The sequence below is a fragment of the Clavibacter quasicaliforniensis genome (assembly GCF_051201715.1).
Taxonomy (GTDB): Bacteria; Actinomycetota; Actinomycetes; order Actinomycetales; family Microbacteriaceae; genus Clavibacter; species Clavibacter seminis.
This window is the reverse complement of record NZ_CP139624.1, coordinates 1,397,540-1,423,381: the sequence shown is the minus strand read 5'-3', so window position 1 is coordinate 1,423,381 and position 25,842 is coordinate 1,397,540. Positions and strand designations below refer to the sequence as shown.

The 25,842-nt window shown below is 71.2% G+C and carries 30 protein-coding genes, 1 tRNA gene and 1 pseudogene; 5 read left to right on the top strand and 27 right to left on the bottom strand.

Going from position 1 to position 25,842, the window contains the following annotated elements:
- Positions 1-36 precede the first annotated feature (36 nt).
- The 20 genes and pseudogenes from NL142_RS06890 to NL142_RS06795 all read right to left on the bottom strand — a co-directional run bounded on the left by NL142_RS06890 (position 37) and on the right by NL142_RS06795 (position 15,489).
- Entirely contained in the window at positions 37-987 is a 951-nt protein-coding gene (locus tag NL142_RS06890) for a type II secretion system F family protein (RefSeq protein WP_435081456.1), read from the bottom strand.
- A complete protein-coding gene (locus NL142_RS06885; RefSeq protein WP_194682811.1) occupies positions 984-1,847 on the bottom strand; it encodes a type II secretion system F family protein in 864 nt (287 codons plus the stop codon). The genes NL142_RS06890 and NL142_RS06885 overlap by 4 nt, the downstream gene beginning before the upstream one ends.
- Positions 1,844-2,824, bottom strand: a pseudogene (locus tag NL142_RS06880) (CpaF family protein); the annotation flags it as partial. The pseudogene NL142_RS06880 and the gene NL142_RS06885, both read right to left, overlap by 4 nt.
- A gap of 138 nt (positions 2,825-2,962) precedes the next feature.
- Positions 2,963-3,562 (bottom strand): hypothetical protein, encoded by a 600-nt coding sequence (locus NL142_RS06875; RefSeq protein ID WP_435081455.1) that lies wholly within the window; start codon positions 3,560-3,562, stop codon positions 2,963-2,965.
- Between the two features lie 26 nt (positions 3,563-3,588).
- Positions 3,589-3,738: a hypothetical protein gene (locus NL142_RS06870; protein ID WP_435081454.1), complete on the bottom strand. Its 150-nt coding sequence runs from the start codon at positions 3,736-3,738 to the stop codon at positions 3,589-3,591.
- A gap of 145 nt (positions 3,739-3,883) precedes the next feature.
- The gene (locus tag NL142_RS06865; RefSeq protein WP_435081453.1) at positions 3,884-4,240 is read right to left on the bottom strand and encodes a hypothetical protein; all 357 of its coding nucleotides are present in this window, start codon (positions 4,238-4,240) and stop codon (positions 3,884-3,886) included.
- Between the two features lie 61 nt (positions 4,241-4,301).
- Positions 4,302-4,583: a hypothetical protein gene (locus tag NL142_RS06860; RefSeq protein ID WP_435081452.1), complete on the bottom strand. Its 282-nt coding sequence runs from the start codon at positions 4,581-4,583 to the stop codon at positions 4,302-4,304.
- 403 nt (positions 4,584-4,986) lie between these two features.
- Complete coding sequence (locus NL142_RS06855) at positions 4,987-5,394, bottom strand: PIN-like domain-containing protein (RefSeq protein ID WP_435081451.1); 408 nt, start codon at positions 5,392-5,394, stop codon at positions 4,987-4,989.
- Between the two features lie 5 nt (positions 5,395-5,399).
- A complete protein-coding gene (locus tag NL142_RS06850) occupies positions 5,400-6,101 on the bottom strand; it encodes a hypothetical protein (RefSeq protein WP_435081450.1) in 702 nt (233 codons plus the stop codon).
- 332 nt (positions 6,102-6,433) lie between these two features.
- On the bottom strand, positions 6,434-6,751 hold the full coding sequence (locus NL142_RS06845; protein WP_435081449.1) for a hypothetical protein: 318 nt from the start codon (positions 6,749-6,751) through the stop codon (positions 6,434-6,436).
- Positions 6,751-9,501, bottom strand: a complete 2,751-nt coding sequence (locus NL142_RS06840; protein ID WP_435081448.1) for a phage tail tape measure protein — start codon at positions 9,499-9,501, stop codon at positions 6,751-6,753. Before NL142_RS06840 ends, NL142_RS06845 begins: the two co-directional genes overlap by 1 nt.
- Positions 9,502-9,579: 78 nt before the next feature.
- Entirely contained in the window at positions 9,580-11,580 is a 2,001-nt protein-coding gene (locus NL142_RS06835; protein WP_435081447.1) for a sialate O-acetylesterase, read from the bottom strand.
- A 200-nt stretch (positions 11,581-11,780) separates the two neighbouring features.
- Positions 11,781-12,011 carry a hypothetical protein gene (locus NL142_RS06830; RefSeq protein WP_435081446.1) on the bottom strand — a complete coding sequence of 77 codons (231 nt, stop codon included), beginning with the start codon at positions 12,009-12,011 and terminating at the stop codon, positions 11,781-11,783.
- Entirely contained in the window at positions 12,008-12,742 is a 735-nt protein-coding gene (locus tag NL142_RS06825; RefSeq protein WP_435081445.1) for a hypothetical protein, read from the bottom strand. The genes NL142_RS06830 and NL142_RS06825 overlap by 4 nt, the downstream gene beginning before the upstream one ends.
- Positions 12,739-13,053, bottom strand: coding sequence for a hypothetical protein (locus NL142_RS06820; protein ID WP_435081444.1), 315 nt, complete (start codon positions 13,051-13,053; stop codon positions 12,739-12,741). The genes NL142_RS06825 and NL142_RS06820 overlap by 4 nt, the downstream gene beginning before the upstream one ends.
- An 11-nt stretch (positions 13,054-13,064) precedes the next feature.
- Complete coding sequence (locus tag NL142_RS06815) at positions 13,065-13,463, bottom strand: helix-turn-helix domain-containing protein (protein ID WP_435081443.1); 399 nt, start codon at positions 13,461-13,463, stop codon at positions 13,065-13,067.
- Between the two features lie 400 nt (positions 13,464-13,863).
- Positions 13,864-14,313: a helix-turn-helix domain-containing protein gene (locus NL142_RS06810; protein WP_435081442.1), complete on the bottom strand. Its 450-nt coding sequence runs from the start codon at positions 14,311-14,313 to the stop codon at positions 13,864-13,866.
- A complete protein-coding gene (locus tag NL142_RS06805; protein WP_435081441.1) occupies positions 14,310-15,050 on the bottom strand; it encodes a hypothetical protein in 741 nt (246 codons plus the stop codon). The genes NL142_RS06810 and NL142_RS06805 overlap by 4 nt, the downstream gene beginning before the upstream one ends.
- A 77-nt stretch (positions 15,051-15,127) precedes the next feature.
- Positions 15,128-15,310 (bottom strand): hypothetical protein, encoded by a 183-nt coding sequence (locus NL142_RS06800; protein WP_435081440.1) that lies wholly within the window; start codon positions 15,308-15,310, stop codon positions 15,128-15,130.
- On the bottom strand, positions 15,310-15,489 hold the full coding sequence (locus NL142_RS06795) for a helix-turn-helix transcriptional regulator (protein WP_435081439.1): 180 nt from the start codon (positions 15,487-15,489) through the stop codon (positions 15,310-15,312). Before NL142_RS06795 ends, NL142_RS06800 begins: the two co-directional genes overlap by 1 nt.
- A 146-nt stretch (positions 15,490-15,635) precedes the next feature.
- Here NL142_RS06795 and NL142_RS06790 point away from each other — a divergent pair, with 146 nt between their 5' ends.
- Together NL142_RS06790 and NL142_RS06785 are read left to right on the top strand one after the other, a co-directional pair.
- The gene (locus NL142_RS06790; protein ID WP_182480865.1) at positions 15,636-16,106 is read left to right on the top strand and encodes a helix-turn-helix domain-containing protein; all 471 of its coding nucleotides are present in this window, start codon (positions 15,636-15,638) and stop codon (positions 16,104-16,106) included.
- The gene (locus NL142_RS06785; RefSeq protein WP_435081438.1) at positions 16,099-17,208 is read left to right on the top strand and encodes a tyrosine-type recombinase/integrase; all 1,110 of its coding nucleotides are present in this window, start codon (positions 16,099-16,101) and stop codon (positions 17,206-17,208) included. The genes NL142_RS06790 and NL142_RS06785 overlap by 8 nt, the downstream gene beginning before the upstream one ends.
- Here the strand turns inward: NL142_RS06785 and NL142_RS06780 are convergent.
- Both NL142_RS06780 and xylB read right to left on the bottom strand, forming a co-directional pair.
- Positions 17,151-17,489: a hypothetical protein gene (locus NL142_RS06780; RefSeq protein ID WP_435081437.1), complete on the bottom strand. Its 339-nt coding sequence runs from the start codon at positions 17,487-17,489 to the stop codon at positions 17,151-17,153. The genes NL142_RS06785 and NL142_RS06780 overlap by 58 nt on opposite strands.
- 75 nt (positions 17,490-17,564) lie before the next feature.
- Positions 17,565-18,998 carry a xylulokinase gene (gene xylB / locus NL142_RS06775; protein ID WP_435081436.1) on the bottom strand — a complete coding sequence of 478 codons (1,434 nt, stop codon included), beginning with the start codon at positions 18,996-18,998 and terminating at the stop codon, positions 17,565-17,567.
- 32 nt (positions 18,999-19,030) lie between these two features.
- Between xylB and NL142_RS06770 the strand changes: the two genes are divergently transcribed.
- The 3 genes from NL142_RS06770 to NL142_RS06760 all read left to right on the top strand — a co-directional run bounded on the left by NL142_RS06770 (position 19,031) and on the right by NL142_RS06760 (position 20,956).
- Positions 19,031-19,115, top strand: a tRNA-Leu gene (locus tag NL142_RS06770).
- Positions 19,116-19,179: 64 nt separating this feature from the next.
- Positions 19,180-20,103 (top strand): pyridoxal-phosphate dependent enzyme, encoded by a 924-nt coding sequence (locus tag NL142_RS06765; RefSeq protein WP_435081435.1) that lies wholly within the window; start codon positions 19,180-19,182, stop codon positions 20,101-20,103.
- Between the two features lie 124 nt (positions 20,104-20,227).
- On the top strand, positions 20,228-20,956 hold the full coding sequence (locus tag NL142_RS06760; RefSeq protein ID WP_435081434.1) for a DedA family protein: 729 nt from the start codon (positions 20,228-20,230) through the stop codon (positions 20,954-20,956).
- Between the two features lie 54 nt (positions 20,957-21,010).
- Here the strand turns inward: NL142_RS06760 and NL142_RS06755 are convergent, their stop codons facing one another.
- The 5 genes from NL142_RS06755 to NL142_RS06735 form a co-directional block, all read right to left on the bottom strand.
- On the bottom strand, positions 21,011-21,928 hold the full coding sequence (locus tag NL142_RS06755) for a cation diffusion facilitator family transporter (RefSeq protein ID WP_435081433.1): 918 nt from the start codon (positions 21,926-21,928) through the stop codon (positions 21,011-21,013).
- 90 nt (positions 21,929-22,018) lie between these two features.
- The gene (gene rdgB / locus NL142_RS06750; protein WP_435081432.1) at positions 22,019-22,627 is read right to left on the bottom strand and encodes an RdgB/HAM1 family non-canonical purine NTP pyrophosphatase; all 609 of its coding nucleotides are present in this window, start codon (positions 22,625-22,627) and stop codon (positions 22,019-22,021) included.
- Positions 22,628-22,638: 11 nt separating this feature from the next.
- Positions 22,639-23,376 carry a ribonuclease PH gene (gene rph, locus NL142_RS06745; protein ID WP_012037981.1) on the bottom strand — a complete coding sequence of 246 codons (738 nt, stop codon included), beginning with the start codon at positions 23,374-23,376 and terminating at the stop codon, positions 22,639-22,641.
- 8 nt (positions 23,377-23,384) lie between these two features.
- The gene (gene murI, locus NL142_RS06740; RefSeq protein WP_435081431.1) at positions 23,385-24,269 is read right to left on the bottom strand and encodes a glutamate racemase; all 885 of its coding nucleotides are present in this window, start codon (positions 24,267-24,269) and stop codon (positions 23,385-23,387) included.
- Between the two features lie 58 nt (positions 24,270-24,327).
- On the bottom strand, positions 24,328-25,791 hold the full coding sequence (locus NL142_RS06735) for a cryptochrome/photolyase family protein (RefSeq protein ID WP_435081430.1): 1,464 nt from the start codon (positions 25,789-25,791) through the stop codon (positions 24,328-24,330).
- Between the last annotated feature and the right edge of the window lie 51 nt (positions 25,792-25,842).

Here is a 25,842-nt window from a genome sequence, read left to right as displayed (position 1 = left end):
GTCGGTGTCGGATGGTGGTGCGTGTGCGTGGTCGCCCTACAGCCCGAGCTGCAGGACGAAGACGCCGGGGAACAGGGCGAAGACGATGGTGAGCGGGAGGATCAGGAACACCAGCGGCACGAGCATCCCCACCTCCTTGCGGCCGGCGCTCTCGAGGAGCTCGCGCTTGGCGACCTCGCGCGCGTCCTGGGCCTGTGCGCGCAGCACCTCCGCGAGCGGTGTGCCGCGCTCGAGGGATCCGGCGAGCTGGTCGACGAGACGCGACACGGCGGGCATCGCGAGGCGTCGGGCGAGGTCGTCGAAGGCGCGGGTGACGGGGATCCCCGTGCCGACGTCGGCGACGACGCGCCCCAGCTCCGCCGCGAGCTCCCCTGAGTCGACGCGGGCCACGCGGCGGAGCGCGTCGAGCAGGCCCTCCCCCGCGGCGAGGCTGAGCGCCAGGAACTCCAGCACGGTGGGCAGCTCCGCCTGGATGCGCGCGATCCGGCGCTTCGCGCGACGCTCGAGCGCGGTGTCGCAGGCGACCAGGCCGGCGACGGCCGCGACGAACGGCACGGCGACCAGCTGCGCCTGCGGCAGCCCTCCCGCCACGACGGCGGCGCCGCCCACCAGGGCGGCGATCACGATGCCGGCGGCGGCCCCGAGGACGAGGCCGACGAGCTGGCGCGACCGGTGCCGCTCGACGTCCTCGCCCGAGCCCGACTGTCCGAGCATCCGCTCGATGCGCTCCGTGCCGCCGAGCACGCGCGCGAGGCCGCGTCGCAACGGGATCACGGCCGGGGCGCCGAGCGTGCCGAGCACGGGGAGCGGGTGGACGGTGGTGAGGGCGAGGTGCCGACGCGCGCCCTCCGAGACGTCGAGGACGTGCGGGGCCACTCGATCGAGCAGGCGCGCGCGACGGAAGCGGGGAACCGCCCCCATCATCGTCCAGAGCCCCACGCCCGCGACGAGGCCGAGGACGGCGCCCCAGGACTCGACCCCCGTCACGCGAACCACCTCCGGTCCTCCGGCAGCCGCCCGAGGGCGAGCATCAGCCGGTACGCGATGGCGGACACGACGAGCCCGACGACGATCACGACGGTGCCCGCGGCGGTGTCGTACGCGGCGACCGCCTCGTGCCGGGTCGACAGCAGGGCGAGGATGATCCACGGGGCCGCGACTCCGAGCTTGGCCGCGTTGACGACCCACGACTGACGGGCCTCGGCCTCGCTCCGGATGGCGGCCTCCTCCCGGAGGAAACGGGCCAGCCCGCGGAGCACGTCGGGCAGCTGCGTGCCGCCCACCTCGCGCGCCATCCGCAGCGTCTCGAGGATGCGATCGGCCGTCGGATCCGCCAGCTGCTCCTTGAGCTCGTCGAGCGCCACGGCGAAGCTCCCCGTCGTGCGGTGCACGGACGCGAAGTCCCGGAAGGCGGGCCGGAGGACCGCGGGACCCGCGACGGCGAGCGACGCCACCGCATCCGGCAGCCCCATGCCCGCTCGGACCGCGCTCACGAGGTGGTCGACGACGTCGGGCCACACCTCGCGATGGGCTCGACGACGTGCTGCGGACCGCGCGCCGACGACGGCCCACGGGAGCAGCAGGCCGGTGGCCGCCGCGGCGAGGGCGGCGCCGTCCACGCGGAGGAGCGCCTCCACCAGCACGCCCGCGGCCAGGCCGACCAGCCCGGAGACGGCGAGGAAGGAGCTCACCGAGACCCGGGCCAGTCCCGCATGGGTGAGGCGGTCGTGCACGGACGCGGTCAGCCCGCGGGCGCCCACCGACACGTCGGGCGAGGCGGGCCACAGGCGCGGCGAGATGAGGAGGACGAGGCCGGCGCCGAGCGCGAGCCCGAGGGCGACGCTCACGGAGCGCCCACCAGGACCCGGAGCGGATCCAGCCCGGCTGCGCGGAACTTGGCCAGGTGCGCGGGCTGGCCTCCGGTGGCGGTCAGGATCCCGTCCTCCAGGGCGAACACCGAGCTCGCCTCGATGACCATGCCCGAATGACGGCCGCCGGGGGCGAGGATCTCGACCACCCGCCGGGCACCGGACGGCAGCACCTCGAGGTGCACGACGAGGTCGACCGAGCTGGCGACGGTCGGCACGACGAAGGCGGAGTCGATGTTGCGGCCGGCCAGCAGCGGCAGGGTGCAGAGCTTGACGAGCGCCTCGCGCGCGCTGTTCGCGTGGATCGAGCACATGCCCGGCACGCCCGAGTTGAGCGCGATGAGGAGGTCCAGGCACTCCGCCTCGCGCACCTCGCCGACCACGAGACGGTCGGGCCGCATCCGCAGCGCCTCCTTGATGAGGCGCCGCAGCGTGATCTCCCCCGAGCCCTCGAGGCTCGGCTGCCGGCACTGCATGGCCACGACGTCGCGTCCCGCCGGATCCAGCTCGAAGGTCTCCTCGACCGTGACGATGCGATCGGACGCGCGGGCCGAGGACAGGAGGGCGTCGATCATCGTCGTCTTGCCCGTGTGCGTCGCGCCGCTGACGACGATGGAGAGGCCCGCGCGCACGCTCATGCGCAGGAACTCGGCCGCCTGAAGCGGCAGGCTGCCGAGGGCGACGAGGTGGTCGAGCTCGCGGATCCGCCGCGAGAACTTGCGGATGTTGACGGCCCAGTGGCGGCGCGTGACGTCGGGGATCACCACGTGGAGCCGGGATCCGTCCGGCAGCGACGCGTCCACGAACGGCGTCGACAGGTCCACCCGCCGCCCGGAGGACTGCAGCATCCGCTCGACGAGGTCGCGCACCTCCGCGTCGGTGAGGACGAGCGGCGTCAGCTCGGGGACGCCGGCCCGCGCCACGAAGACGCGGGTGGGCGCGTTGATCCAGAACTCCCGCCGGGGTGTTGGCTGTCGACGGCAGGTGTCGACTATGCCGAGATTCCGGGGATGTGGGGGTCAGCCGTTGATGACTGGATGTGGTCGCAGCGAGGTGTGCTGACGAACGGCTGACGAATCCTCCGCCGACTCGCCTCACTCAGTGGAGTCGGTGGCCTCGGCTTTCTCGACGGGAGGCGACGACCGATCCTTGAACCAGGCGTCGTCCGTCTCGCCCATCCGCCAGCTCGTCAACCTGATGCTGAACTGCGCGAAACGGGCGTGAGCCTCAGTGAGGAGTCGGGCACGACCTGAACTGTCGCGCTTCGCGATGGATTCGGACACGAGCCGGAGCTCCTCGATGATCCACTTGCTCACGTCGGGGTGGCGCACCTGCAGCTTGAGGGTCACATCGAAGAGGAGACCGGCGAGAGGAACTAGGCCAGCCGCGGCCTTCGCGCTGTCGGTCTCTCGCGCGACCTGTAGGAGCAGATCCATGGCCTCCATGGCCACAGCTCCACCCTCTTGCCGACCCCGCTCGAACGCCTCAGCCTCCTGCGCTTCGCGAGCCAGACGCCGATCCTCCGCCCGCGCCTCGGCGTCAAGACGCCTGTCCTCTTTGCGGGCCTCGTCAGCGGCGAGCCGCTCCCGCTTAGCGAGCCAGATGGCGATCAGAGTGGGGACGAGGATCGCGGCCACGGGGATCAGGAAGTCCTTGAGGATCTCCAGCCACGGTCCGAGGGTGTGTGCGTTCACTCGTCGACGGTAGCCCCGCTCAGGCCTCAGCGACCGCCGACGGCGCCTCGCATCGGGTTCGGCTCGAGCGGGTGCAGCTTCTGCCGGGACGGGTTCGCCTTGAGGTTCGCTCGGTAGTGGAGCAGGAGGTCCTCGAGGCGGATCATCTTGCGGCCGCCCTTCCAGATGAAGCGCATGCCGTCCTCGTTGATCCACCTCTAGATGGTGCGCTCGGATCGGTGGACTCGGCCGGCGGCGCGACCCATGGACAACAGCTGCGGCTCGTCAGGCATGCGCAGATTCTATGCGCTGTACGCCCCACCCACGCAACGATCGTGCGTTTCAGCTCCTTGGGCGCCGCGGGCGGAGAGGTGAGACGTTCTGCTTGTGGATGCACGGATCCCCCGCCATCCACGCAAGCAGGCACTGACGCTCGATGATCCACTTCCCGCGAGCGACGCGCTGCGTGCCGTGGAGCTCTCCGCCCTCTAGGGCGATGCGGATCGTCGCATCGTGCCTCCTGGCGGCCTCGGCGGCCTCCTTGACGCTCATGCGCTCCGGCATGGTGTCTGTGCCTGTTGGCTCTGCGTTCGCGTGAGCCAGGCGGTCCTCGTCGAGGGCCCGCGCGATGATGCCGGGCATCTGCTCCTGCAGCTCCTGGCGGACGAGCTTCTGGATGATGGTCTCGAGGTCGGACATCCCGCCAGAGTGCCCGAAACGGGGCGCACCATGTTGGTGCACATCTGCAGCACCGGCGGGGCTACAGGGCCGCGAAGAGGGGGATCAGATTCGCGGTGGATCCGCACGCCAGACCGACGAGCACGAAGAGGATGTCCCACCGCACCTGCCGTGCGCGTTCTCGAATCCCGTCGGCCGGGTCGAAGTCGTCGACGTCCTGCCACGATGCCCCGTCGTAGCCGCGTTCCTTGGCGAGCCGCCGCACTGCGGTGAGGGCCTTCTGCGAGCGCACGAGCAGCCACGTGAAGCCGATGGCGGGCAGGACGAAGGCGAGTGCGTTGAGGGCGATGAGGAGCCAGGTCATGGTCGAACGGTAGCGGCGGTGTCGGCGCCCGTTCGTAGCCTCCTGGGATGACGAACAAGGTCCGCCGTGACGCCCCCGCCCAGACGCCCGCCGGCGACCCCGCGGAACCCGCCCTCTACCGGACGTCCCCGGGCGGCGCGAGCATCGAGGACCGGTCAACGCTGTGGCCGTCGCGCCGGCACCTCGCGACACTCGTCCTCGAGTGGGACGGGTGGATCCTCACCCCGCGGCTCGGCGACGGCTCCCACGGGCCGTTCAGCAGCCCCGAGAACGCGTTCATGTGGTGGCTCGAACAGCGAGGGAATCTGCCGGCACCACGACGCGTGTGGCGCAACGGAGACTCATGGGAGCCCCAGGACCCTGGAGAGCCCCCGCCGGGCTCCTAGGGGCGCCGGAACCCGAGCTACAGGGAGAGCGGGACCTCGCGCAGCCCCTTGCCTGTGACTGCGCAGACGTACCCGCGGCGACTCGAGGATGCCTGCGCGAAGATGCGTCTCTCGCTATCGAGGAGCATCTGCAGCATCTGCGGGCCGGTCGCGTTACTGCTCGACAGAGCGAAGAGGCGGGCGCCGTTGTAGAGGACAGCCTCTGCCTCCAGTCGGTTCCACGCGATGCGGGAGTCCTTGCAGAGAATGACGTCGCCGGCGTCGCTCGCTTCTCGGATCCAGTGCTCGTCGCGGAGCTTCTGCGATCGCTGACGGCCGTACCGCTCGTCCATGGTCTCCAGAACCCAACCCGCTTCGCGGAGGCCGTCCGCGATGATCCTCGAGCCCAGCCCTCGATCGAGGAAGAACGTGAGCGGGGCTGCCATGCGCCCTAGGCTGCGCGCGGAGGCAGAACCGACCGCACTGTTCCGGGATCCATGCCGAAGTCGTACGCGAGGGACTCGACGCTCTCGCCCGCCGTGTGCCGGTCAACGATGTCGTCGACAGCGACCCCGAAGGGGCTGAGGGTCGGACGCCCCCAGTTGACGAACGGGTCCACGGTCACATCGACGCCCCGATACTCCGGCAGGGTCAGGGAGCTCGCGAACCCACCCTCGAAGGTGATGGCCTGGAGGTGGTCCGCGACGACCTCGTGGAAGACCGCCTGCCGGTTGCGGACGACGATGAGGCGGTCGTCAGTCTCGCCCTCGCCCTGCGCCTTCCACAGGATCTCGGCGCCGTCCGTCATGAGTCGCTGACTGGCAAGAGCGTGGTCGAGGCCGATGGTGTCGCGGATCGCGTCGAGGGCCGGGCGGATGCGCTGCATGGAGAGGCCAGTCGCCCGGAAGGAAGCTAGGACGAACGCCTCAGCGAGACCGACGAAGGGGACCGTGGCGCCCTGCTGTGGACCCTGCGACGTCGTGAGCGTGATGAGGGCAGGCATCGTGCGCACGCCGGTCGCTGTCGGGCTCTCGTAGCCTCGGCCCCACCGGTGCAGCGTCGCTCGCGGCGTCCGGATGATGCGGGCCGCCTCCGCCTGGGAGTAGATGGGCACGGTGAACGCGCGATCTAGCGTCGCTGCCCCCGTGTTCATGCTTTGACAGTAGCCGGGACGGCCGTTGACGACCTGCACGCGATCTTGGACACGCCGCCGCGGCTGAGCAGCCAGCCCCTCGGTGGCGCCCTCCACTTCCGAACTCTTGACGAGTTCGGCCGATGGTACTTAGAGAGGGCGGACGACAACCCCCTCCACGAGGAATGGAGAAGCACATGCGCGACACCGAATGGGACGACTGGGCCATTGCCGCCGACGAGGAGCTGTACGGCCCCCAGGACGACGAAGACGAGGACGCCGAGGAGTAGGCGCCCAGGACCAGCAGAAGCCCCCGACGCCTCTCAGGAGGGACGTCGGGGGCTTCGGTCCGTCTACGGCCGGACGGTCCAGATGAGCTCAGACAGCTTCGCCGCGAAGGCTGTGACTACCGCCGGCGACTCGTTGCGGATGATGTGCAGCGTCGCCAGCTCGAGGCCCTCTACGGCCACCTGCGCCCCGTACGCGGGCGTGAGCGCCGTGTCCTGCTGCACCGCGCGTAGGGCTGCGACAGCCGCTCCTAGGGGCCCCGGCATGATGATGCGCGACGCGAGCGCCCAGATCCTGTCGAAGTGGTCCGGAGGCAGGATGACGAGCTCCTCGCCGTCTTCGCCGAGGCCGGTGGTGAACGTCGTCAGAGGCGGCTCGCCCATCAGATTCGGATCCCCATGCGCGTGGCGAGCGCAGCGGCCTGGTCTCGCTTCTCGAGGTGCACGTCGATGTACTTCGTGAGGTCGACGCCTCCCTTGCTCTGGACGATGACGTTGAACTGCGGCGGGGCAGCTGCAGCAGCCGAGGCCGGCGCGCAGACCTGCGGGGCTGCTTGGTACACGGGAGGCGCGGCGTAGATGCCGCCCCCGGCGAAGTCCTCAACGCCCATCCGGCGCCCGACCTCCTTGAAGATCTCCAGCGACCGTGCGCGCTTCGACGGGGCGAGGGGGATGTAGGCCTCTCCCCCGGTCTCGTCCTCAGCCCACACCCGCCAGGTGCCTGCCTTCGCGATCTGCGCGACGTGGTTCTCGCGGATCCCGCCGGCAGCGTAGAAGTCGAGCACCCCTCCGTCAGCCTCCTGGCGCTGCGCGTACGCCGGGCCCGTGGCCGCACCAGATGCCCGGATGGCGAGCGTGATCGTCCGCCCGTTGTAGGAGCGGATGAACGTGTCGACCTTGTTCGCCGCCGACGACGTGTCCGCGAGGAGGTCGAAGGACTTGGAAGACGGGATCCCGTAGACCTTGTCGGTGAAGGCCTGCGCGGCGTTCGCGTTGCCGGTGAGGGCGAACGCGTTGTCGTAGAGCGTCTTCCGTCCGCCCTCGAGCGCGCCGCGGTACTTGTCCGTGGCGTCCTTCGCGGACATGGTCTTGAGGTCGAGCTCGTACTGCGCGGCCGCAGCCTTCTGCGAGTCGCCGGCGAGGCCGGACAGCATGTCGGCGTTCGCGGATCCTGCCGCGGTGCCCTCGTCGAGAGACCGGGAGTAGCCGTCCGCGCCGGCCTTGGCCTTCTCGATCGTCTCGCGGACCTCATCGAGAGACTGCTGGTAGGAGGCGTTCGCGGAGACCGCGTCCTGCCCGACCCCGTTCGCCTCGTTCGTGGCGTCGATGAGCTGCTTGACCTGGTCGACCAGCCCTGCAGCCTCATCAGCCGCCGCGAGGTACGCCTCGGCAGCGGTCTGCGTCGACTCCGTGTTCTGATCCGTCGCCGCCGCGAGGTTCTCGTTCTTCTCCTTGGCGTCGTCGAGCTGCCCGGATTGCTTCTTGATGGTGTTCGTCAGGTTCTTCGCGTCGGCGTCCTGGTTGGTGTAGGACCCCTGCCCGGTCTCGCCGTAGGCCTTGATCTTGGCCGTGACGTCGTCAAGGGTCTTGCCCCCGTCGACGATGGCATCGGTGAGCTCTTTCTGGCTGATGCCGGCCCTCTTGGCGACCTCGAACATGCCCTGGTCGGCGAGGCGCTTGGCGATCGTCGCTCGGGTCAGGCCTGTGGCTGCACCCGTTCCTTCCTCGAAGGTGTCTGCGAGCTCGGAGACCTGCGCCGCGGCGTCCGCAGCCGCACCGACGATGCCACCGATGACCAGCACAGCGAGGCCCACGGCGCCACCGAAGGCACCCACACCGAGAGCTGCGGTCTTCCCCTTGATGCCGGTCAGGGCGATGGCGTCCTTGAACGCGAGCACCTTCGGGGCCGCGACCAGCGCCGCGCCACCCGCCAGGGCGATCGACCCACCGATGCCGAGGATGGCCGTACCAGTAGAGAGCACGGGCGCCGGCAGGCTACCGACCAGGTCGAGGAGTCCGGTGGCGGTCTGGACGAGGCCGCGGATGGCGTCGTTGGCGCCGGAGCCGCTCTTGATGAGGTTGGTCTCGAAGGATCCGCCGAGCTTCTCAACGTCGCCGGCGAGGTTGTCCATGCGGATGCGGGCGGTCTCGGCGGCGTACCCGCTGTCGTTGACCTTCCCCTCCCAGTCGGCGATGCCCTCGGCGCCTTCGGAGTACAGGACGGACGCGGCGCGGACGGCGTCGGAACCGAAGATGGTGGCGAGGGCGCTGTTGCGCTGCTCGACGGTGAGGTCCTTGAGGGACGTCTGGAGGTTGCCGGCGAACTCAGACAGGCCGATGAAGTTGCCCTGGCTGTCGTAGGCCGAGATGCCGAGCTTGTCCATGGCTGCCTGGGCCTCTGCGGACTGCGGGGTGAGCCGCTGCAGCATGGACTTGAAGCTGGTGCCGGCGTCGGAGCCGAGGAGGCCCGCGGACGCGAACGCTGCGAGACCACCGGTGGTCTCCTCGATGGTGAGGCCGGTCTGGGAGGAGACGAGGCCGGCCTGGTTGAGGGCCCCGGAGAGGTCCTGTACGGAGCCCATGGCCTTGCCGGCGCCGGCGGAGAGGAGGTCGGCGACGTGGGGGATGTCGGAGCCGGCGAGCTTGAACTGGGTGAGTGCGGTCGAGGCGATGCCTGCGGCGTCGGCGACGCCGAGGCCGCCGGCCGCGGCGAGGTCAAGGGCGCCGGCGAGTCCACCGCTGAGGATGTCGGCGGTGGAGATGCCGGCCTTGGCGAGCTCCTCGATGGCGCCGGCTGCCTCGGTGGCGGAGTACTTCGTGCTCGCGCCGGCCTTGAGGGCTGCCTGCCGGAGGACGTTCTGCTCGTCGGCGGCGGAGTGGGTGGCGGCCTGCACCTCGGACATGGCCTTGTCGAACTCGGCGTACTTCGCGATCGCCGCGCCGGCCGCGAGGACGCCGATGCCGCCGAGGGCGAGGAGCCCGGTGCCGGCGGTGGTGAAGGCCTGCTCGTTCTTCTGGACGTGGACGGCCAGCTTGTTCGAGAACTGGGTCGTCTGCTCCTGGGCCTTCTTGAGCCCGGTGATGAAGCCGTCGACCTTCGCGCCGATGGTGACGAATACGGACCTGTCCGCCATGTGGCGCTCCTGCTCGTGAGGTGGTGGTGGCCCCCGGCGCCGCCACGTGGATGCGGCGCCGGGAGATGAGGGTCGGGGCTACGGGGTCCCGAAGTAGGTCTTCTGCGACGCCTCGACGGTGTTCCGGTCCGCGGTGGAGAGCGCGGTCGGGAAGACGACGAGCTCGATCGGACGTGTCGCGATCGGCGCCCCGAACGCCCCGTTCCGGAACAGGCCGCCCCAGGTGAACGTGTCGAGCGTCAGGGTGCCGGCGCGCGTGTAGCCGACCGTGCCGGCGTCGGAGCCGTTCACGCGCTTCACGAAGCTCGAGCCGGTGTCGATCGACGTGATCTGCACGAGGGTCGACGCCGCGAACGCCGCCACGGACGCCGAGTCCGCCGCGACGCTCGTCCCGGTGTCGTCGGTGATCCGCTGCGACAGCAGGGCCGCCGTGGTGGCGTTCGCCATGACGGGCACGTACTGCGGGCTGATCGACGACGAACTCGTCTCCGACACCAGCCGGCCGTTCGCAGTGGCGGCGCCGTAGGTGACCGCGCAGACCGTCGACGAGCCGCGCGCGTACAGCGACGGGCCGGTGAAGGTGCCCGAGTAGAACGTGTCCGCGTTGCCCACCGGCGCCGGCTTGCCGCCGACCGCGTCAAGGGTGCCATTCAGGGCGAGGCGGGCCATGTTCTTCGCCGTCGACTGGGTCAGGTGCAGGCCGTTGCCGGTGAGGTCGTAGAACGTCTTCACGCTCACCGTCGCCGTGCCCGCCCACGTCATCAGCGCGGCCGTGTCGAGGTCGCCGCCGCTCGTGAAGGCGACATCCGTCTCGGCACCGTCGGTGGAGCGCACGACGCGGAGCGCGGGGCCCGTGTAGGCCGCGTGCAGCCGGCGCACGCCGTACGCGCGGGAGGCCTGCGTGCCGAGGTCCCCGAGCAAGGAGCCCGCCGCGAGGGTCGTGGCGCGCACCGTGGAAGAAGGTGCCGCAGCGCCGCCGCCGTTGCCGGCCGTGACACGGAAGTCGTAGGCGACCTGCGAGGACAGACCCGACACTGTGGCGCTCGTGCCGGGCACGGACGTGACGACGGACCAGGCGGTGTCGACTGCCCGCTTGGACTCGATGAGGTAGCTGGCCGCTCGTGCCGCGGCCGTCCACGAGAGGGGCACGGACACGGAGCCAGGCGCGCCGGCGGTGAGGCCGGTGACCTGCGCCGGCGGGTTCGCGACGTTCGCGCGCGCCGCGGCCAGGCCGTCGACGAGCGCCTCGCCGAGGATCTGCTGCCCGGCGAGGTTGTAGTGCAGGCCGGAGTCGATGAACTTCCCCGCCGGCCCCGCCGTGAAGGACGTGAACGGTCGCAGCGAGGGGATGGCGCGGTGCACGCCGTCGATCGCTGCCCGGCCCGTGTTCCCGACGAGACCTTCGGGGACCATCCCTCCGATGACGAACGGGAGCTCGGGAGCACCGAGGCGGATCCGCATCCCGTCGATGAGGTTGAGCAGGTACCCCTGGTAGGTCGCCGCGGCCATGGCCTCATCGGTCTCGCCCTGCACCCAGAGGATCCCGACCAGGCGCGCGCCCGGGCCGGCAGCCTCGAGGGCGGCGAGGGTCTGCCGGATGGCGGAGTCGTAGAGGTTCACACCGGTGGTGTCGCCCGGGCGCCAGTGCGTCGACTGCTCGCCGCCGTGGTTCGTCTTCGTGAAGCCGGTCCCGGAGTACGCAGCAGGGACGAGCAGGAGCCGGCGGCCGGCCGGCATGGTCTGCTCGTAGCGGCGCGCGAAGGGCATGCCCGGCCCGACGGTGGACTTCCGGTAGCCCCCGTCAGCGGTCTGCACCCAGCGGTGGTAGAGCGGATCCATCCCCGGCCGGATGCCAGGCTCACCGCTCTCGAGGGGCACGCTGGCCGGGTACTGCTTGATGCGGCGGTGCTGCACGCCGGATCCGTCGGCGAGCGCCGCGCCCTGCGCGTTGGACTGCCCGGCGATGACGACGACGTCGTAGCCGCGGTCCGGCTCAGTGCGGAAGTGGTCCTCCTCGAGCTCGTCCTGGATCATGCGGGTGATCTGCCAGGGGTAGATCCCGGGGGGTGCGTGGGTCATGCGGTGCCTTTCGCGGCGGTGTTAACAGTTCTCAGGAATGTCCCAGCAGACCCAAGCCCAACAGGCCCGGATGCCAGTGAATGAGAGGCAAGTAGGGGGTTCAGTCACCAGGGGGCCGAAAATCTTGAACCCCGCATTTCTCCGAGAGCCATCCCCGGCGGTCCCCCTGTTGCAAGCTCGAGGGGGTCCTCCCCCAGGGGTCAGCTGGGTAGGAGTGGCGTGAGTCCGGCGGCGCGGGACTCGAGAGCTCCGGCGAGGGCTTCGAGCGCCTCAGCTTCGTCTCGGAGCTTCTTGACCTGAGCGCGATGGATGGACGCGCTCCTGAGGGAGGAGTTCACGACGTCCTGGATGGCGGCGAATGGCGCACCGTCCTGTTCGACGAGGTCTCGCTGCTCGAGGCTGAGGAACTGGGCGACTTCGCGGTCCATCATCGGCCGCTCCGTCCGTTCCACCCAGCGACCTGGTCGCGCATGCTGTCCGTGATCTCGGGTCCGCGGATGACGTCGGTGTACACGTCGGCGGGGTTGCGGGTCGGTCCACTGGCGACGAGCTCGCGCATGCCAGCGATGGTCATGTTCGCGATCTCGGTGGGCGCCTTGGTCTTGAACACGTAGTAGGCGAGCATCGAGGCGTCGGGGTCGTAGGTGCGCAGCTGCAGGTAGTCCTCGACTGCCCCGGTGTTGCCGGTGTTGGCGTCTCGGTAGTCGTTGAGGAAGACGGTCCATCCGCGGCTGACAGCGGTGGCGATGATGGCGCGGACGAGGCCGGCGTCGTTGGTGGTGGTCGCGCGCTTGAGGAGGTTGGTCGCCTCACGCTCACCGTCGGCCGTGTTCGGGATCTGCTCGACCCGGTCGTACGCGTCGCGGGTGGAGATGACGTCGGTGCTGCCGGCGATGGTGCCGAACAGGGCGGCCTCGGTGCGGGTGATGGCGCGGTCGAACTCGGTGCGCTCCTGCTCCTGCAGGCGGGCTACGCCCTCGAGGACGGGGATCCACGCGTTGGCGATGAGGATCTTCTTGCCCTCGGCGGAGAGGGTGTGGTCCGCGCGGATGGGCGGCAGGGTGTCGCGCTCGAACCTGTTCTGCAGCTCGGACGCCTGCTGCTGAATCGAGGTGGGCGTGTTGAGGTCGGCGGGGAGCTCGAACCCGGCGATGACGGTCATGCGCCGGCTCCCGTGATGACCTCGGTACGGCCGCTGTCGAGGTTGTGACGCATGCGGACGGTGCTGCCGTCGGGCGCCACGGTGTCGTACTCCTCGAAGCGGTCCTTCGACGTGTCGCGGACCGGGACCGGGTTCGGCGCCGGGACGGGGACGGCGGCGTTGACCGTGCCGGCGGCCAGTGCGGCGGCGCCGGGCTGGGGCTTCCGCGTCGATGCGTGCTCGGTCGGGTCCGTCGTGTCGGCCGGCCCATCGCCGGGCGCGGTGGGGTGCGGCTTCGTGATGTCGCTGGTGAGGCGAGTCTCGGTGACCATGGTGGCTCCTGTCAGCGGGCGCGGGCGGCCCGGAAGTGTTCGATGTCGATGCGTGCGATTCTCCAGCTGCGGCCGACCCGTGTCGCGGTGATGCGCTTCTCGGCGATCGCGCGGCGGATGGCCCTGCTGGTGACTCCGACTCGGGCGGCTGCCTCCGTCGTTGAGAGCCATGCTGCGGCAGGTTCCGCACGCACCTCATCAGGGGTTCCGGTCGCGGACGTACGCCACCCGAGGGCTGCGACGTGGAGGGCGAGCAGGACAGCGTCGAGCTCCTGGTCGCTCCCTCGCACGGCGATGCGAAAGCGGTTCAGGCCGGCGCGCTCATCGAGGAGCGCGGCGATGCGTCCGGGCAGGACGACGACGAGGCCGTCCTGCCCGTGCACGTAGGACCCGGGCGGGCGCTCCTGCATCAGAGCAGCCCAGTCACGAGGACCACCGGTGTCCCCATGGGAGTCCCTGGGGACACGTCGGGGACACGTGCGTGACCGTCCTCGCGCGCGCCGGCGCCTCTTGCACTAGAAGCTGCACGTGCAGGCGACAGCCTTTGACTCTGTGACCTCACAAGCAGCATCGGACAGGTGTCATCCATGCTGTTCCTCGTCGAAGACGAAGACACTGCGCGACCGACAGGTTGCGCTGCGAGTTCTTCTACGAGGTCTCTTGGGAGTTCCTTAAGAGATAGTGCGCCACTGTGACAGGGGGGCTGTGACTCTGTGACAGGGGCCCAAGTGACTCTCTGACAGGGACCATGGAACTCTGTGACCGGGCGCCCGCTCGAGTGGGCACGGTGGTGCGCTGCACCGCACCACCTCACAACCCCAGCGTCTCGCGCTCCACGAACAGGTTCGTGCCCGGCGTCTGCACCAGGTCGCCGAAGCCCGCCGCCATCTCCCCATCCGACCAGGCTGACGCGATGACCGGGAGCGCACGCGCGGGTCGCAGCCTGGGTCGGTACGCCGGGAGCAGGTACCGCTGCGTGAGCCTCCGCGCACCCTCGTTCAGGATCCACGGCTCCGTGTACACGAGCCCCCTCTTCCGCAGCTCCTCGACGGCACGGACCACGCTGCGCAGTGCCAGCGACGTCTCCTCCGCGAGGGTGGTCTGACTCGGCCACGCGCGCCCCAGCGCCTCGTTGTAGTGATCCGCGAGCATGAGCAGCACGAACGCCTGCGGAGGCGACAGGGCGGCGTCTGCGGCCGCGTCCTTCGTGTTCCTGCGCCGAATCTCGGTCTTCGCCCACTTGAAGGCCTCGATGCTCACTCAACGTCCGCGGCATCCTCGCCGCGGAGGCGCTTGACCTGCATGCCGACCGTGAAGAGCATCGCGGCCACAGCGCCGGCCGATGCGGGCTCGAGGGTCGGGCTGCACTCGAGGTTCGCGCCGACCTGGATCTCCCCGATGGCGATCGTTCCGTCGGGCCGCCTGGTGTCGATGCGGGACACCCACGCTGCCGGCCCGGCGCCGGACTCGATGACGGCCGTCGAGTGCTCGCACAGGTCGTCGCCGTCGGGTGTGGTGCCCATGTCGTGCCCCGTGCCGACGCACCACGAGGGGCAGGGCGTGAACGCGGGGAGCTCGGGGTCCGCGATGCGGCCGAGGCCCGGGGGCAGCGCGTTGTGGCCCTGGATACCCTCGAGCACGATCGCGGCCCGCCACAGGCTCGCGGCGAGCTCGCGCGCCTGGTGAGGAGTGGTGATGTCCTCGGACTCTCCCGGGACGTCGGGACCGCCCAGGACGCGGATGTAGGCGGGCTCGGCGTCGCCCTCGCGGAAGTCGGTGCGCTCAACGTGAGCGTGCCACGGGGCCGGCTTCTCCGCGGCCCACTCGACGCTGTGCATCGTCGGGTCGCCGTCGCCGCCCCACACGGCGGCGTAGGTGGCCCACTGGGGGGCGGGGTTCGGCCAGTCGGGCGCGAGGCGGTCCCCGGCGGCGTTCGGGTCAGAGATGCAGACCTGGCGGTCGTTGTGAGCGTCGGTCATGGTGGGTACGCTGTTCATGATCTTCTTCCTCTTCGTGGGGGTTGATTCCTGACCCTCGACCGGCTGCAACCGGGCGGGGGTCGTCTTGTTGGTGCTCATCGTGCAGAGAGCTCGCGGTCGCGAACCCTCCTCAGTGATGCCTCGAGCTGCTCGACGAGCATCGGCAGCTTCTCGAGCAGCATCGCCGCGTCGACGGCCTGCTGTCCTGCGGCCGCCCTCACCGGGAAGTGCGAGTGTCCGCAGGTGATCGCGAGGACGACCTCTCCCGTGGCGGCCATCAGACGGCCGCGTCCATGCGGGCGGCGATCCACGCGTCGACGTCCTCGATCGTGAACATGCGGCGCTTGCCGAGCTTGAAGGACTTCGGGGCGGTGCCCTGGACGATCCAGTACCGCAGGGTGCTGAGCGGCGTGTTGATGTACTTCGCCGTCTGGTCGGTGGTCATGAACTTGCTCACAGGGGCTCCTTACTTCGTCAGCGATCTGTTCGCCGTCGAAGACAATCTACGACCGTCGCTTGCTGTTGTCCAGTCTCGACGGTAGATTTTCTTGAATGGAGAACGGACGCCGACGAGGCCACGATCAAGGAGCTACCGGACGGACCGTGGCGGCGAACATCGCGCGCGTCCGCAAGAGCCAGCAGATGAGCCTTGAGAGGCTCGAGTCAATCTTGTGGAACATGGGGAACCGCATCAGCTTCTCCGGCTTGAGCAAGATCGAGAACAACAGCCGTCGCGTTGACGTTGATGACCTCATGGCCATCGCCCTCGCACTCGATGTGTCGCCCGCGTCGCTTCTGCTGCCGCATGCGGGAGTCGACGAGAAGGCAGAAATCACGGGCGGGCACGGATCCGTCGTCCTGCTCTGGGAGTGGATGTACGCCGAGCGAGAGCTCGAGCCGGATGACGTTCGCGCGTTCAAGGCCCGCTCCCTCCCTGGGTGGCTCTACCCCCTGGTGTCGATTGAGGCGGACAAGCCAGTCGATCGCTCCTTCTTGCGCAACGGAACGACAGAAGGCGGCATGCGAGCCTTCGGCGGCCGTTGGTATGAGAACGAAGACGGCGACGATGAGTAGCATCCGGAAGCTGCCGAGCGGGAAGTACCAGGCACAGTTCCGCGCCGTCCCGGGCGGCCCGCAGCAGACCCGCACCAACGCGCGCCGCGCCGTCGTGCAGCAGTGGCTCGACGAGCGCACCGCCGAGCGCGTCACCGGCCGCAGCACCGACCCCCGAACTGCGCGGTCGACCTTCGCCGACTTCTACGCCGTCTGGGCTGTCCGGCAGGTTTGGGAGACGAGCACGCGGCGCGCGATGGACCTCGTGGCAGGCCAGGCGCCGTTCGCCGACGAGCGGCTACAGCGCATCACCCGCGCGCACGTCGAGGAGTGGGTGAAGGCCATGCAGAAGCGCGGCCTCGCGCCCCAGACGATCCGCACGCGCGTCATGAACGCCCGCACCGTGTTCCGCGCCGCGATCCTCGAGCACCGGATCCACGAGGACCCCACCCTCGGCGTCCGCACGCCCGCGCTACGCCGCGCCGACGCCGCGATGGAGATCCCCACCCCGCAGCAGGTGCGCGCCATCCTCGACGGCGCGAGCGACCGCTACCGGCCCCTGTTCGCCGTGTGCGCGTTCGCCGGCCTCCGCCTCGGCGAGGCGTCCGCGCTGCAGCTCGGCGACGTCGACTTCCTGTCCCGCAAGCTCGCGGTCCGCCGGCAGGCCGTGCGCGGGGAGGGACAGCTCGAGGTCCGGCTCCCGAAGTACGGATCCGAGCGCGTCGTCGCGGCCGCCCCGGCGGTGATCGAGATGCTCGCCGAGCACGCCGCCCGCTACGAGCTCGCCGGCGACCCGGGCGCGTGGCTGTTCCCGAGCGCGACCGGCGGCCCCGCGGCGCCGTCGACGGTGAACAGCGCCTGGCTCGCCGCGCGAGGGGACCTCGGCTTCACGCTGCACGCCCTGCGGCACTTCTACGCGTCCGGCCTCATCGCGGCCGGCTGCGACGTCGTGACGGTGCAGCACGCGCTCGGGCACAGCAAGCCGAGCATCACGCTCGACACCTACTCGCACTTCTGGCCGAGCCCGGAGGACGTCACGCGCGCGGCCGCCGAGGGACTGGTAGATCAGGTCTTCGCGCCCGCTGACGAATTTCTGACGAGCGACACCCGCGCATCCGTGTAGCCGCGGGGCTGCGCGGAGTTGATCCAGATCTCCTCGATCGAGTCGTCGTCGAGGAGCGGCTGCAAGGCGCCGAAGCCCGTGATGCGCGCGAGCACCTGGCGCTCGGTGGCCGCCTCGTCGTCGAGGAGCCGGGAGTCGGATCCGAGCGCCTGCTCCGCGAACCGCCTGACCTCCTCGCGGACGACGGCCGCCGTGCCCGCGATGTCGGCCGCCGCCCCGTCGTCCCGCAGGCGCTCGCGCACCCGTCCGGCGATGGTGTCGAGTGGGGTCCGCGTCTGCACCCGCACAGGATGCTGATCAGGGGCGGATCCCGCCGGGGCCGTCCACAGGCCGACCAGCCGACGCCGACGGGCCGATCAGTACCCCAGCTCCGCCTTCGCCGCCGCGTACGCCTCGCGCACCGCGGGCACGCCCGGCGCGTCGAAGACCTCGTCGCCCGCGAGGGGCCACTCGGGGACCGAGCCCGTTAGCATCCACGCGGCCTGCTTCGCGGCGCCGTCGGCGACGAACTCGCCCGCGTCCGGCACGTGGATCGGCACGCCGAAGATCGTCGGCGCGATCTCGCGCACGGCACGGCTCTTTGCCCCGCCGCCGATGAGGAGCACGCGCTCCACCTCGACGCCCTGGCGCGTGATCGCGTCGAGGCCGTCGGCCAGACCGCACAGCATGCCCTCGACGTGCGCGCGGGCCATCGTCGCCGGCGTGCTGTTGCGGAGGGTCATGCCGTGGAGCGAGGCGGTCGCGTCGGGCAGGTTCGGGGTGCGCTCGCCCTCGAAGTAGGGCAGGAGCACGAGGCCGTCGGATCCCGCGGGGGCCTCGAGCGCGAGCTCGGACAGCCGCGCGTGGTCGACGCCGAGGAGGCGCGCGCCGCCGTCGAGCACGCGGGCGGCGTTGAGGGTCGCGATGAGCGGGAGGAAGTTGCCCGTGGCGTCCGCGAAGCCGGCGACCGTGCCGGACGCGTCGGTGATGGGATCCGCCGTGACGGCGAACACCGTGCCGGACGTGCCGATGGAGACGACGACGTCGCCGGGCACCGCTCCCAGGCCGAGCGCGGCGGCCGCGTTGTCGCCCGCGCCGGGGCCGACGGGGATGCCGGCCGGGACGCCGGGGATCCCGTCGCCCGTGACGCCGGCGGACTCGCCGGGTCCGAGCACGCGCGGCAGGCCGACGACGCGGCCGAGCGCGCGCTCCAGCAGGTCGAGGCGGTACTCCCCCGTGACGCTCGACCAGTAGGCGGTGCCGCTCGCGTCGGAGCGGTCGGTGGCGAGGGCGGCGAGGTCCGGGGATCCCGTGCCGTGGCCGAGCAGGCGCCAGGTGAGCCAGTCGTGCGGGAGGGCGACGGCGGCCACGCGGGCCGCGTTCTCGGGCTCCGCGTCGCGGAGCCAGCGGAGCTTGGTGGCGGTGAAGGACGCCACGGGCACGACGCCGAGGGCGCTCGCCCATGCCTCGGCGCCGAGCTCGTCGCGGAGGTCGGCGGCGGCCTGCGCGGATCGCGTGTCGTTCCAGAGGAGCGCGTCGCGGATCACCGCGCCCTGCTCGTCGAGGCAGACCATGCCGTGCTGCTGGCCGCCGACGGAGATCGCGGCGACGTCGTCGAGGCCGCCCGCGTCCGCGACGGCCGCGAGGAGCGCATCCCACCAGTGCGAGGGATCCACCTCCGTGCCGTCGGGGTGGGACGCGCGGCCGGAGCGCACGAGGGCGCCCGTGTCGAGGTCGCGGACGACCACCTTGCAGCTCTGCGTGGAGGAGTCGATGCCTGCTACCAGTGTCTTCGTTGTCACGATCAACATATTAGGGGGCGTCCTAAGCTGGTCGGGCACCCGCGGGAGTGGTGGAATCGGTAGACACGCAGGATTTAGGTTCCTGTGCTTTCGAGCGTGAGGGTTCAAGTCCCTTCTCCCGCACCAGCCGTGAAGCCCGGCGAGGGCCTCTCGTCGCCGCGACGCTCCGACCCGCAGCGAGGAGCATCCCGTGGACGAACGCCTCCGCCTCTGGCCCGACGAGACCCCCGTGCATCCGGTCCCCCGCCTCGCGGAGGCGCTCGGCCTGCACCCGGAGCGGCTCCTGATGAAGCGCGACGACCTCATCGGCTGGGGCGGCGGCGGGAACAAGGCCAGGAAGCTCGAGCGCTCGCTCGGGCGGGCCGTCGCACGCGGGGCCACGACGGTGATCACCACGGGCGCCGCGCAGAGCAACCACGCGCGCATGACGGCGGCCGCCGGCGCGACGCTCGGGCTCGACGTCGTGCTGGTGCTGGAGGGCCTCGAGGTCGCCGAGCGCGGCAACGTGCTGCTCGACGGGCTGTACGGCGCGCGCATCGTGTGGTCGGGCGACGAGCGCGCGGAGTCGCGCGCCGGGTCCGTCGTCGCGGAGCTCGAGGCGGCAGGCGCGCGCGTGCACCGGGTGGCGTTCGGCGGATCCGACGCGCACTCCGTGCAGGGCTTCGTCGACGCCGGCCACGAGCTGACGCGTCAGGTCGGCGAGGTCGACCACGTGGTCGTCGCCCTCGGGTCCGGCGGCACCATGGCCGGGCTCGTCGAGGCGCTCGGGCCCGAGCGCGTGCTCGGCGTGCACTGCGGCGCCGTCGCCGAGCCGCGCGCGGTGGTCGCGGGGTTCCTCGCGGAGCGCGGGACGGGGATCCGGGCGGACGCCCTGCGCATCGACGAAGGCCGGGTGGGCGACGGCTACGCGCACCTCACCGACGAGGCGCGGGACGCCCTCCTGCTCGTGGCGCGGACCACCGGGATCATCCTCGACCCCACCTACACGGCCCGCGCGACGGCAGGGCTGGCGGCCGCCGTCCGCGACGGTTCCGTCGGCCCGGACGACCGGGTCGTCCTCTGGCACTCGGGGGGCGCCCCCGGCCTGTTCGGCCACGCCGAGCTCGGCGCCTGACCCGCGCCGCGACCCTCGACCGGGGGTGTCCGGGACTCGGCGCGCTGACGGCCGCTCCCGATATCCTGTGCTCTGCCGCAGGTCGCTCCGCTCACGTCGCGACCCACCACGACTGGAGCCCCACGTGCACCCCCAGCTCTTCGACTTCCTCGACTCGACGACCCTCATCGAGTCGTTCGGGGGATTCGCCCTCATCGGGATCTGCCTCATCATCTTCGCCGAGACCGGCCTGCTCTTCGGGTTCCTCTTCCCCGGCGACACGCTGCTCGTCATCGCGGGGCTGACCCTCCCCGGGATCACCGGCATCGACATCTGGTGGGTCTGCCTCGCGATCGCGTTCTCCGCGTTCGCGGGCGGCGAGGTCGGCTACCTCATCGGCCACAAGGCAGGACCGAAGGTGTTCGAGCGCAAGGACTCCGGCATCTTCAGCCGGCAGAACGTCGTGCGGACCAATGCGTTCTTCGCGCGCTTCGGCGGGCTCGCCGTCATCGCGGCGCGCTTCGTGCCCATCGTCCGCACCTTCGCGCCCATCGCGGCCGGCGTCGGCCACATGGACTACCGCAAGTACTCCTTCTACAACGCGATCGGCGCCCTCATCTGGGGCGCGGGCCTCACCTTCCTGGGCCACCTGCTCAACGGCTTCCCGCCCATCCGCGACTTCGTCACGCACTACATCGACTACGTGCTGCTCGGGGCCGTGTTCATCACCGTGGTGCCCGCGGCGATCCACTTCCTCCGCGCGCGCAAGCACGCGCACGACGGGGAGACGGCGGACGTCGTGACGGACGGCGACGACCTCGCGCTCACCCCCGAGGAGTTCGACCAGGACCCCTCGAACGACCCGCGCCGCTGAGTCGGCGCCCGCGGGCGCGCGATCCGGGCCGTGGTCCTCGCGGAGCACGCCCGATCAGACGTGGTGGCGGTGCTCGTGCCCGGCGTGCTCCTCGGGCTCCAGCTGGAACGTGCTGTGCTCGACGTCGAAGTGGTCGTCGAGGCAGCCCGACAGCAGGTCGAGCAGCTCGCCCGTGCGGCCCTCCCGGAAGACCTCCTGCTGCACGACGACGTGAGCCGTGAAGACGGGCGACCCCGAGGTGATGGCCCACACGTGCACGTCGTGCACCGCGGTGACGCCGGGGGTCTCCAGCAGGTGGGCGCGGATCCGCTCGGGCTCGGTGCCCACGGGCGTGGACTCGTTCAGCACGCGCACCACGTCACGCAGCAGCACGGCTGCCCGCGGCACGATGAGCGCGGCGATGACGAGCGACGCGATGGCGTCCGCGCGGCCGAAGCCGGTGACCGCGATGACGATGCCCGCGGCGATGGTGGCGACCGATCCGAAGGCGTCGCCGAGCACCTCGAGGTAGGCGCCCCGCATGTTGATCGAGCGACCCGCTCCCCCGCGGAGCACGAGGAGCGACGCCACGTTGGCGACCAGTCCGATGCCGGCGGCGAGCAGCATGATCCCGGGATCCACCTCGGGCCCCTCCGGCGCGAGCACGCGCCCGACGCCCTGCACCGCGACGTAGACGGCGACGCCCGCGAGGATCAGGCCGTTCACGAGGGCACCGAGCACCTCGCCGCGCTGGAAGCCGAAGGTGTGCCGGTCGGTCGCGGGGCGCGCGGCGACGATGGTGGCGACGAGGGCGATGCCGAGGCCGAGCAGGTCGCTCGTCATGTGGCCCGCGTCGGCGAGGAGCGCCAGAGACCCGGAGACGAGCGCGCCGACGACCTCGACCACGAGGACCGTCGCGGTGATGGCGATGGCGACGACGAGGCGCCTGCGGTCGGTCGTGGACGCGCCGTGGTCGTGCGATCCGGAGCCCATGCGTCCACCGTACGGGCCCGCAGGCGCGCGGATCCAGCCGACGGCGCAGTCGGGAACGACTCCCGCTCTCAGCAGCGTCGGGCGGGGGCGTCAGTCCTTGCCGAGGAGCTCCCGGCGGACGACGGGCATGATCGCGTCGAACGCCAGCGCGCGGTGGCTGACCCGGTTCTTCTCGTCGGCGCTGAGGGCCGCGGCGCTCGCGCCGCCGGTGGCGGGGCGGAAGATCGGGTCGTAGCCGAAGCCGCCCTCCCCCGCCACCTCGCGGAGCACGGATCCCTCCCACACGCCGAGGGCCGTGCGCTCGACGAGCCCGTCGGTGGCGGGGACGACCAAGGCCGCGGCGCACGTGAAGCGGGCGCCGCGGTGCTCGTCCGGCACGTCCCCCAGCTGCCAGAGCAGCAGCTCGAGGTTCTCGCGGCTGTCGCGCGCGGGGCCCGACCAGCGCGCCGAGAAGATGCCCGGAGATCCGCCCAGGATGTCGACGCCGATCCCCGAGTCGTCCGCCAGCGCGGCCCGGCCCGTGTGCAAGGCGGCGGCACGCGCCTTGATGAGCGCGTTCTCCTCGAACGTCGTGCCGTCCTCCACGGGCTCCGGCCCGTCGTAGGCGACCAGGTCGATCCCGTCGAGGCGGGCACCGAGGATGCGCCGGAGCTCCTCGACCTTGTGGGCGTTGTGCGTGGCGAGGACGAGCGGGATCACGGCCGATCCTCTCAGCGGCCGAGCGCCTGCGCCTGCAGCGCGGTGAGCGTCGTGCCGCCGCCGAGCGCGAGGTCGAGCAGGGCGTCCAGCTCGGCGCGGTCGAAGGGCGCGCCCTCCGCCGTGCCCTGGACCTCGACGAAGGATCCGCTGCCCGTCATGACGACGTTCATGTCGGTCTCGGCGCGGACGTCCTCGACGTACGCGAGGTCGAGCAGGGGCTTCCCGTCGACGATTCCGACGGAGACCGCGGCGACGCTGTCCTTGAGCGGCGTGGCGCGCTGCGCGATGAACTTCTTCTCGCGGCCCCACTCGAGCGCGTCGGCGAGGGCGACGTAGGCGCCCGTGATCGCCGCGGTGCGCGTCCCGCCGTCGGCCTGCAGCACGTCGCAGTCGATGACGATCGTGTTCTCGCCGAGCGCCTTCATGTCGACGACGGCGCGGAGGCTCCGGCCGATGAGGCGCGAGATCTCGTGCGTGCGGCCGCCGACCTTGCCCTTGACGGCCTCGCGGTCCATGCGCTCGTTCGTGGCGCGCGGGAGCATGGCGTACTCGGCGGTGACCCAGCCCTGGCCGCTGCCGGCCTTCCAGCGCGGCACGCGGTTCGTGAAGGACGCGGTGCAGAGGACGCGGGTGCGTCCGAAGGAGATGAGGGCGGATCCCTCGGCCTGCTCGCTCCAGTTCCGCTCGATGGTGATCTCGCGCAGCTGGTCGGCCGTGCGGCCGTCGTGGCGGGGGGTGTCGTCGGTCATGTGCGGCCTCAGCTCGGGTCGGGGGTGGATGGGGTGCCGTCGGCGTCCGGAGGCGTCGCCGCGTCCGGTCGTGGCCGGCGGGGAAGGGTGATGGCGCCGGTCTCGACCAGCTCGACGTGGGTGACGCCGGAGCCGAGCATGCGGTGCGCGAGCGTCTCGAAGTCGGACGCGCTGCCGCCGGTGGCCTCGTACCGGATCACGGGCGGCGCGTCGGACCGGCGCTCGAGGCCCGCGGACACCAGCTCGCGGTAGACGTCCTTGGCGGTCTCGGTGTCACTCGAGACGAGGGTCACGTCGGGTCCCATGAGCAGCGAGATCGCGCCCTCGAGGAACGGGTAGTGCGTGCAGCCGAGGACGAGCGTGTCGATGCCCGCCGCGCGGAGCGGAGCGAGGTAGCCCTCGGCGGCCGCCATCAGCTCGGGGCCGGACGTCTCGCCGCGCTCCACGAACTCGACGAAGCGGGGCGCCTCGGCGCTCGTCAGCTGCAGGTGCGGGGCGGCGGCGAAGGCGTCGTCGTAGGCGCGGCTCGTGACCGTGGCGTGCGTCGCGATGACGCCCACCCGGTGGTTCCGGGTGACGCTGACGGCCGTGCGCACGGCCGGCTGGATCACCTCGACGACGGGGATGTCGTAGCGCTCGCGGGCGTCGCGGAGCATGGCAGCGGAGGCCGTGTTGCACGCGATGACGAGCATCTTCACACCGCGCTCGACGAGGTCGTCGAGGACCGCCAGCGCGTAGCGGCGGACGTCCGCGATGGGCTTGTCGCCGTAGGGCGTGTGCGCGGTGTCGCCGATGTAGATGATCGACTCGCGCGGGAGGAGCGTCGCGACCGCGCGGGCCACCGTGAGTCCGCCGACGCCGGAGTCGAAGATCCCGATCGGCGCGTCGCTCATCGGACCAGCCTACCGGCGGGTCCGGGCGCGGCCGGAGCCGGCGTCCGGCTGGCGCCCGTCACAGCGAGCGACGCGCGTCCTCCTGGGCGACGAGCTCCGGCAGGTCCTTCAGCCGCCCCAGCCCCGCGAGCGGTTGGGCCATGCGCGCGTTGCCGCGGAGCCGCTCCCTGTTGCGGTCGAGGAACCACCAGTACCCGGCCGTGTACGGGCACGCCGCGGGGCCGACGCGCACCTTGGGGTCGAACGGGCAGCCGCCGCAGTGGTCCGACATCCGGTCGATGTACGCGCCGCCTCCCGCGTAGGGCTTGGTCGCCATGCGCCCGCCGTCCGCGTGCAGCGCCATGCCGACCACGTTCGCCGGCATGACCCACGGCGTGCCGTCGACGAACGAGTCGATGAACCAGTCGTTCATGGCCGCGGGGTCGTAGCCGCGCTGGAGCGCGAGGTTGCCGAGGATCATGAGCCGCTCGATGTGGTGCGCCCAGCCGTGCGTGCGCACCTTGTCGACGACGTGGGAGAGGCAGGCGGCCTCGATGCCGGATGCGTCGAGCTCCTGTAGCGCGGTCGGCACGCCGCGGTGCGCATCGAGCCGGTTCTGGGAGGTGTAGTCGTCCTCGAAGGCCCAGTAGAGGTGCCACACGTAGTCCCGCCAGCCCATGATCTGCCGCACGATGCCCTCGACGCTCTGGATGGGCGCCCGCCCGGCCGCATGCTCGGCGACGATGCGCTCGATGACGTCCGCCGGATCCAGCACGCCCATGTTCATGGTGGCGCTCAGCAGCGAGTGCGCCATGGTCCAGTCCCCCGTGAGCGACGCGTCCTCGAACGGGCCGAAGTCGTTGAGACGGCTCGCCACGAAGTCGTCGAGCGCGCGGCGCCCCTCCTCCGGCGTGACCGCGAAGCGCCGCGGCCCGTCCTCGCCGACGAAGCGCACGATGCCCTTCCGCTCCCACTCGTCGAGGTCGGCGCGGACCTCGGCGTCGATGTCGTCCTCCTCGGGCCACCACGGCTCGGGCAGGCCGAGCGTCGCCGCGCCCTTCGGCGGGCGCTCGCGGTTGTCGTGGTCGTAGTTCCAGCGGCCGCCGACCGGGTCGTCGCCGTCCATCAGGATGCCCGTTCGGGCGCGCGACCACCGGTAGAAGTCCTCCATGACGAGCCGGTTCGAGGTGCGGCCCGCCATCCACTCGGCGAACTCCTGCTCGCTGGTGATGAAGCCGCGGCTCGGCAGGACCTGCGCCCCGATCTCCGCGACGAGGCGCCGCAGCCCGCGGGAGGTGGGATCGATGACCTCGAGGTCGTCCCGTCCCTCGACGACCTCGCGGTAGTGGTCCACCTGGTGGAACTCGACGCGGTCCCCCAGCGCCCGGGCACGGTGCCGGATGCCCGACAGGATGAGGTGCGCCTTGGCCCGGTGGTACGGCCGCCGGGCGAGCAGGCCCCGCGACTCGATGAGCAGCATCGGCCCGCCGTCGTCGAAGTGGTCGCCCAGCTGGTCGGCGAGGATCCATCGCGTGCGCTCCATGGCACGAACCTAGGCCGGACCCCCGTCATCGTCCTGCGGCGTGCGCCAGGC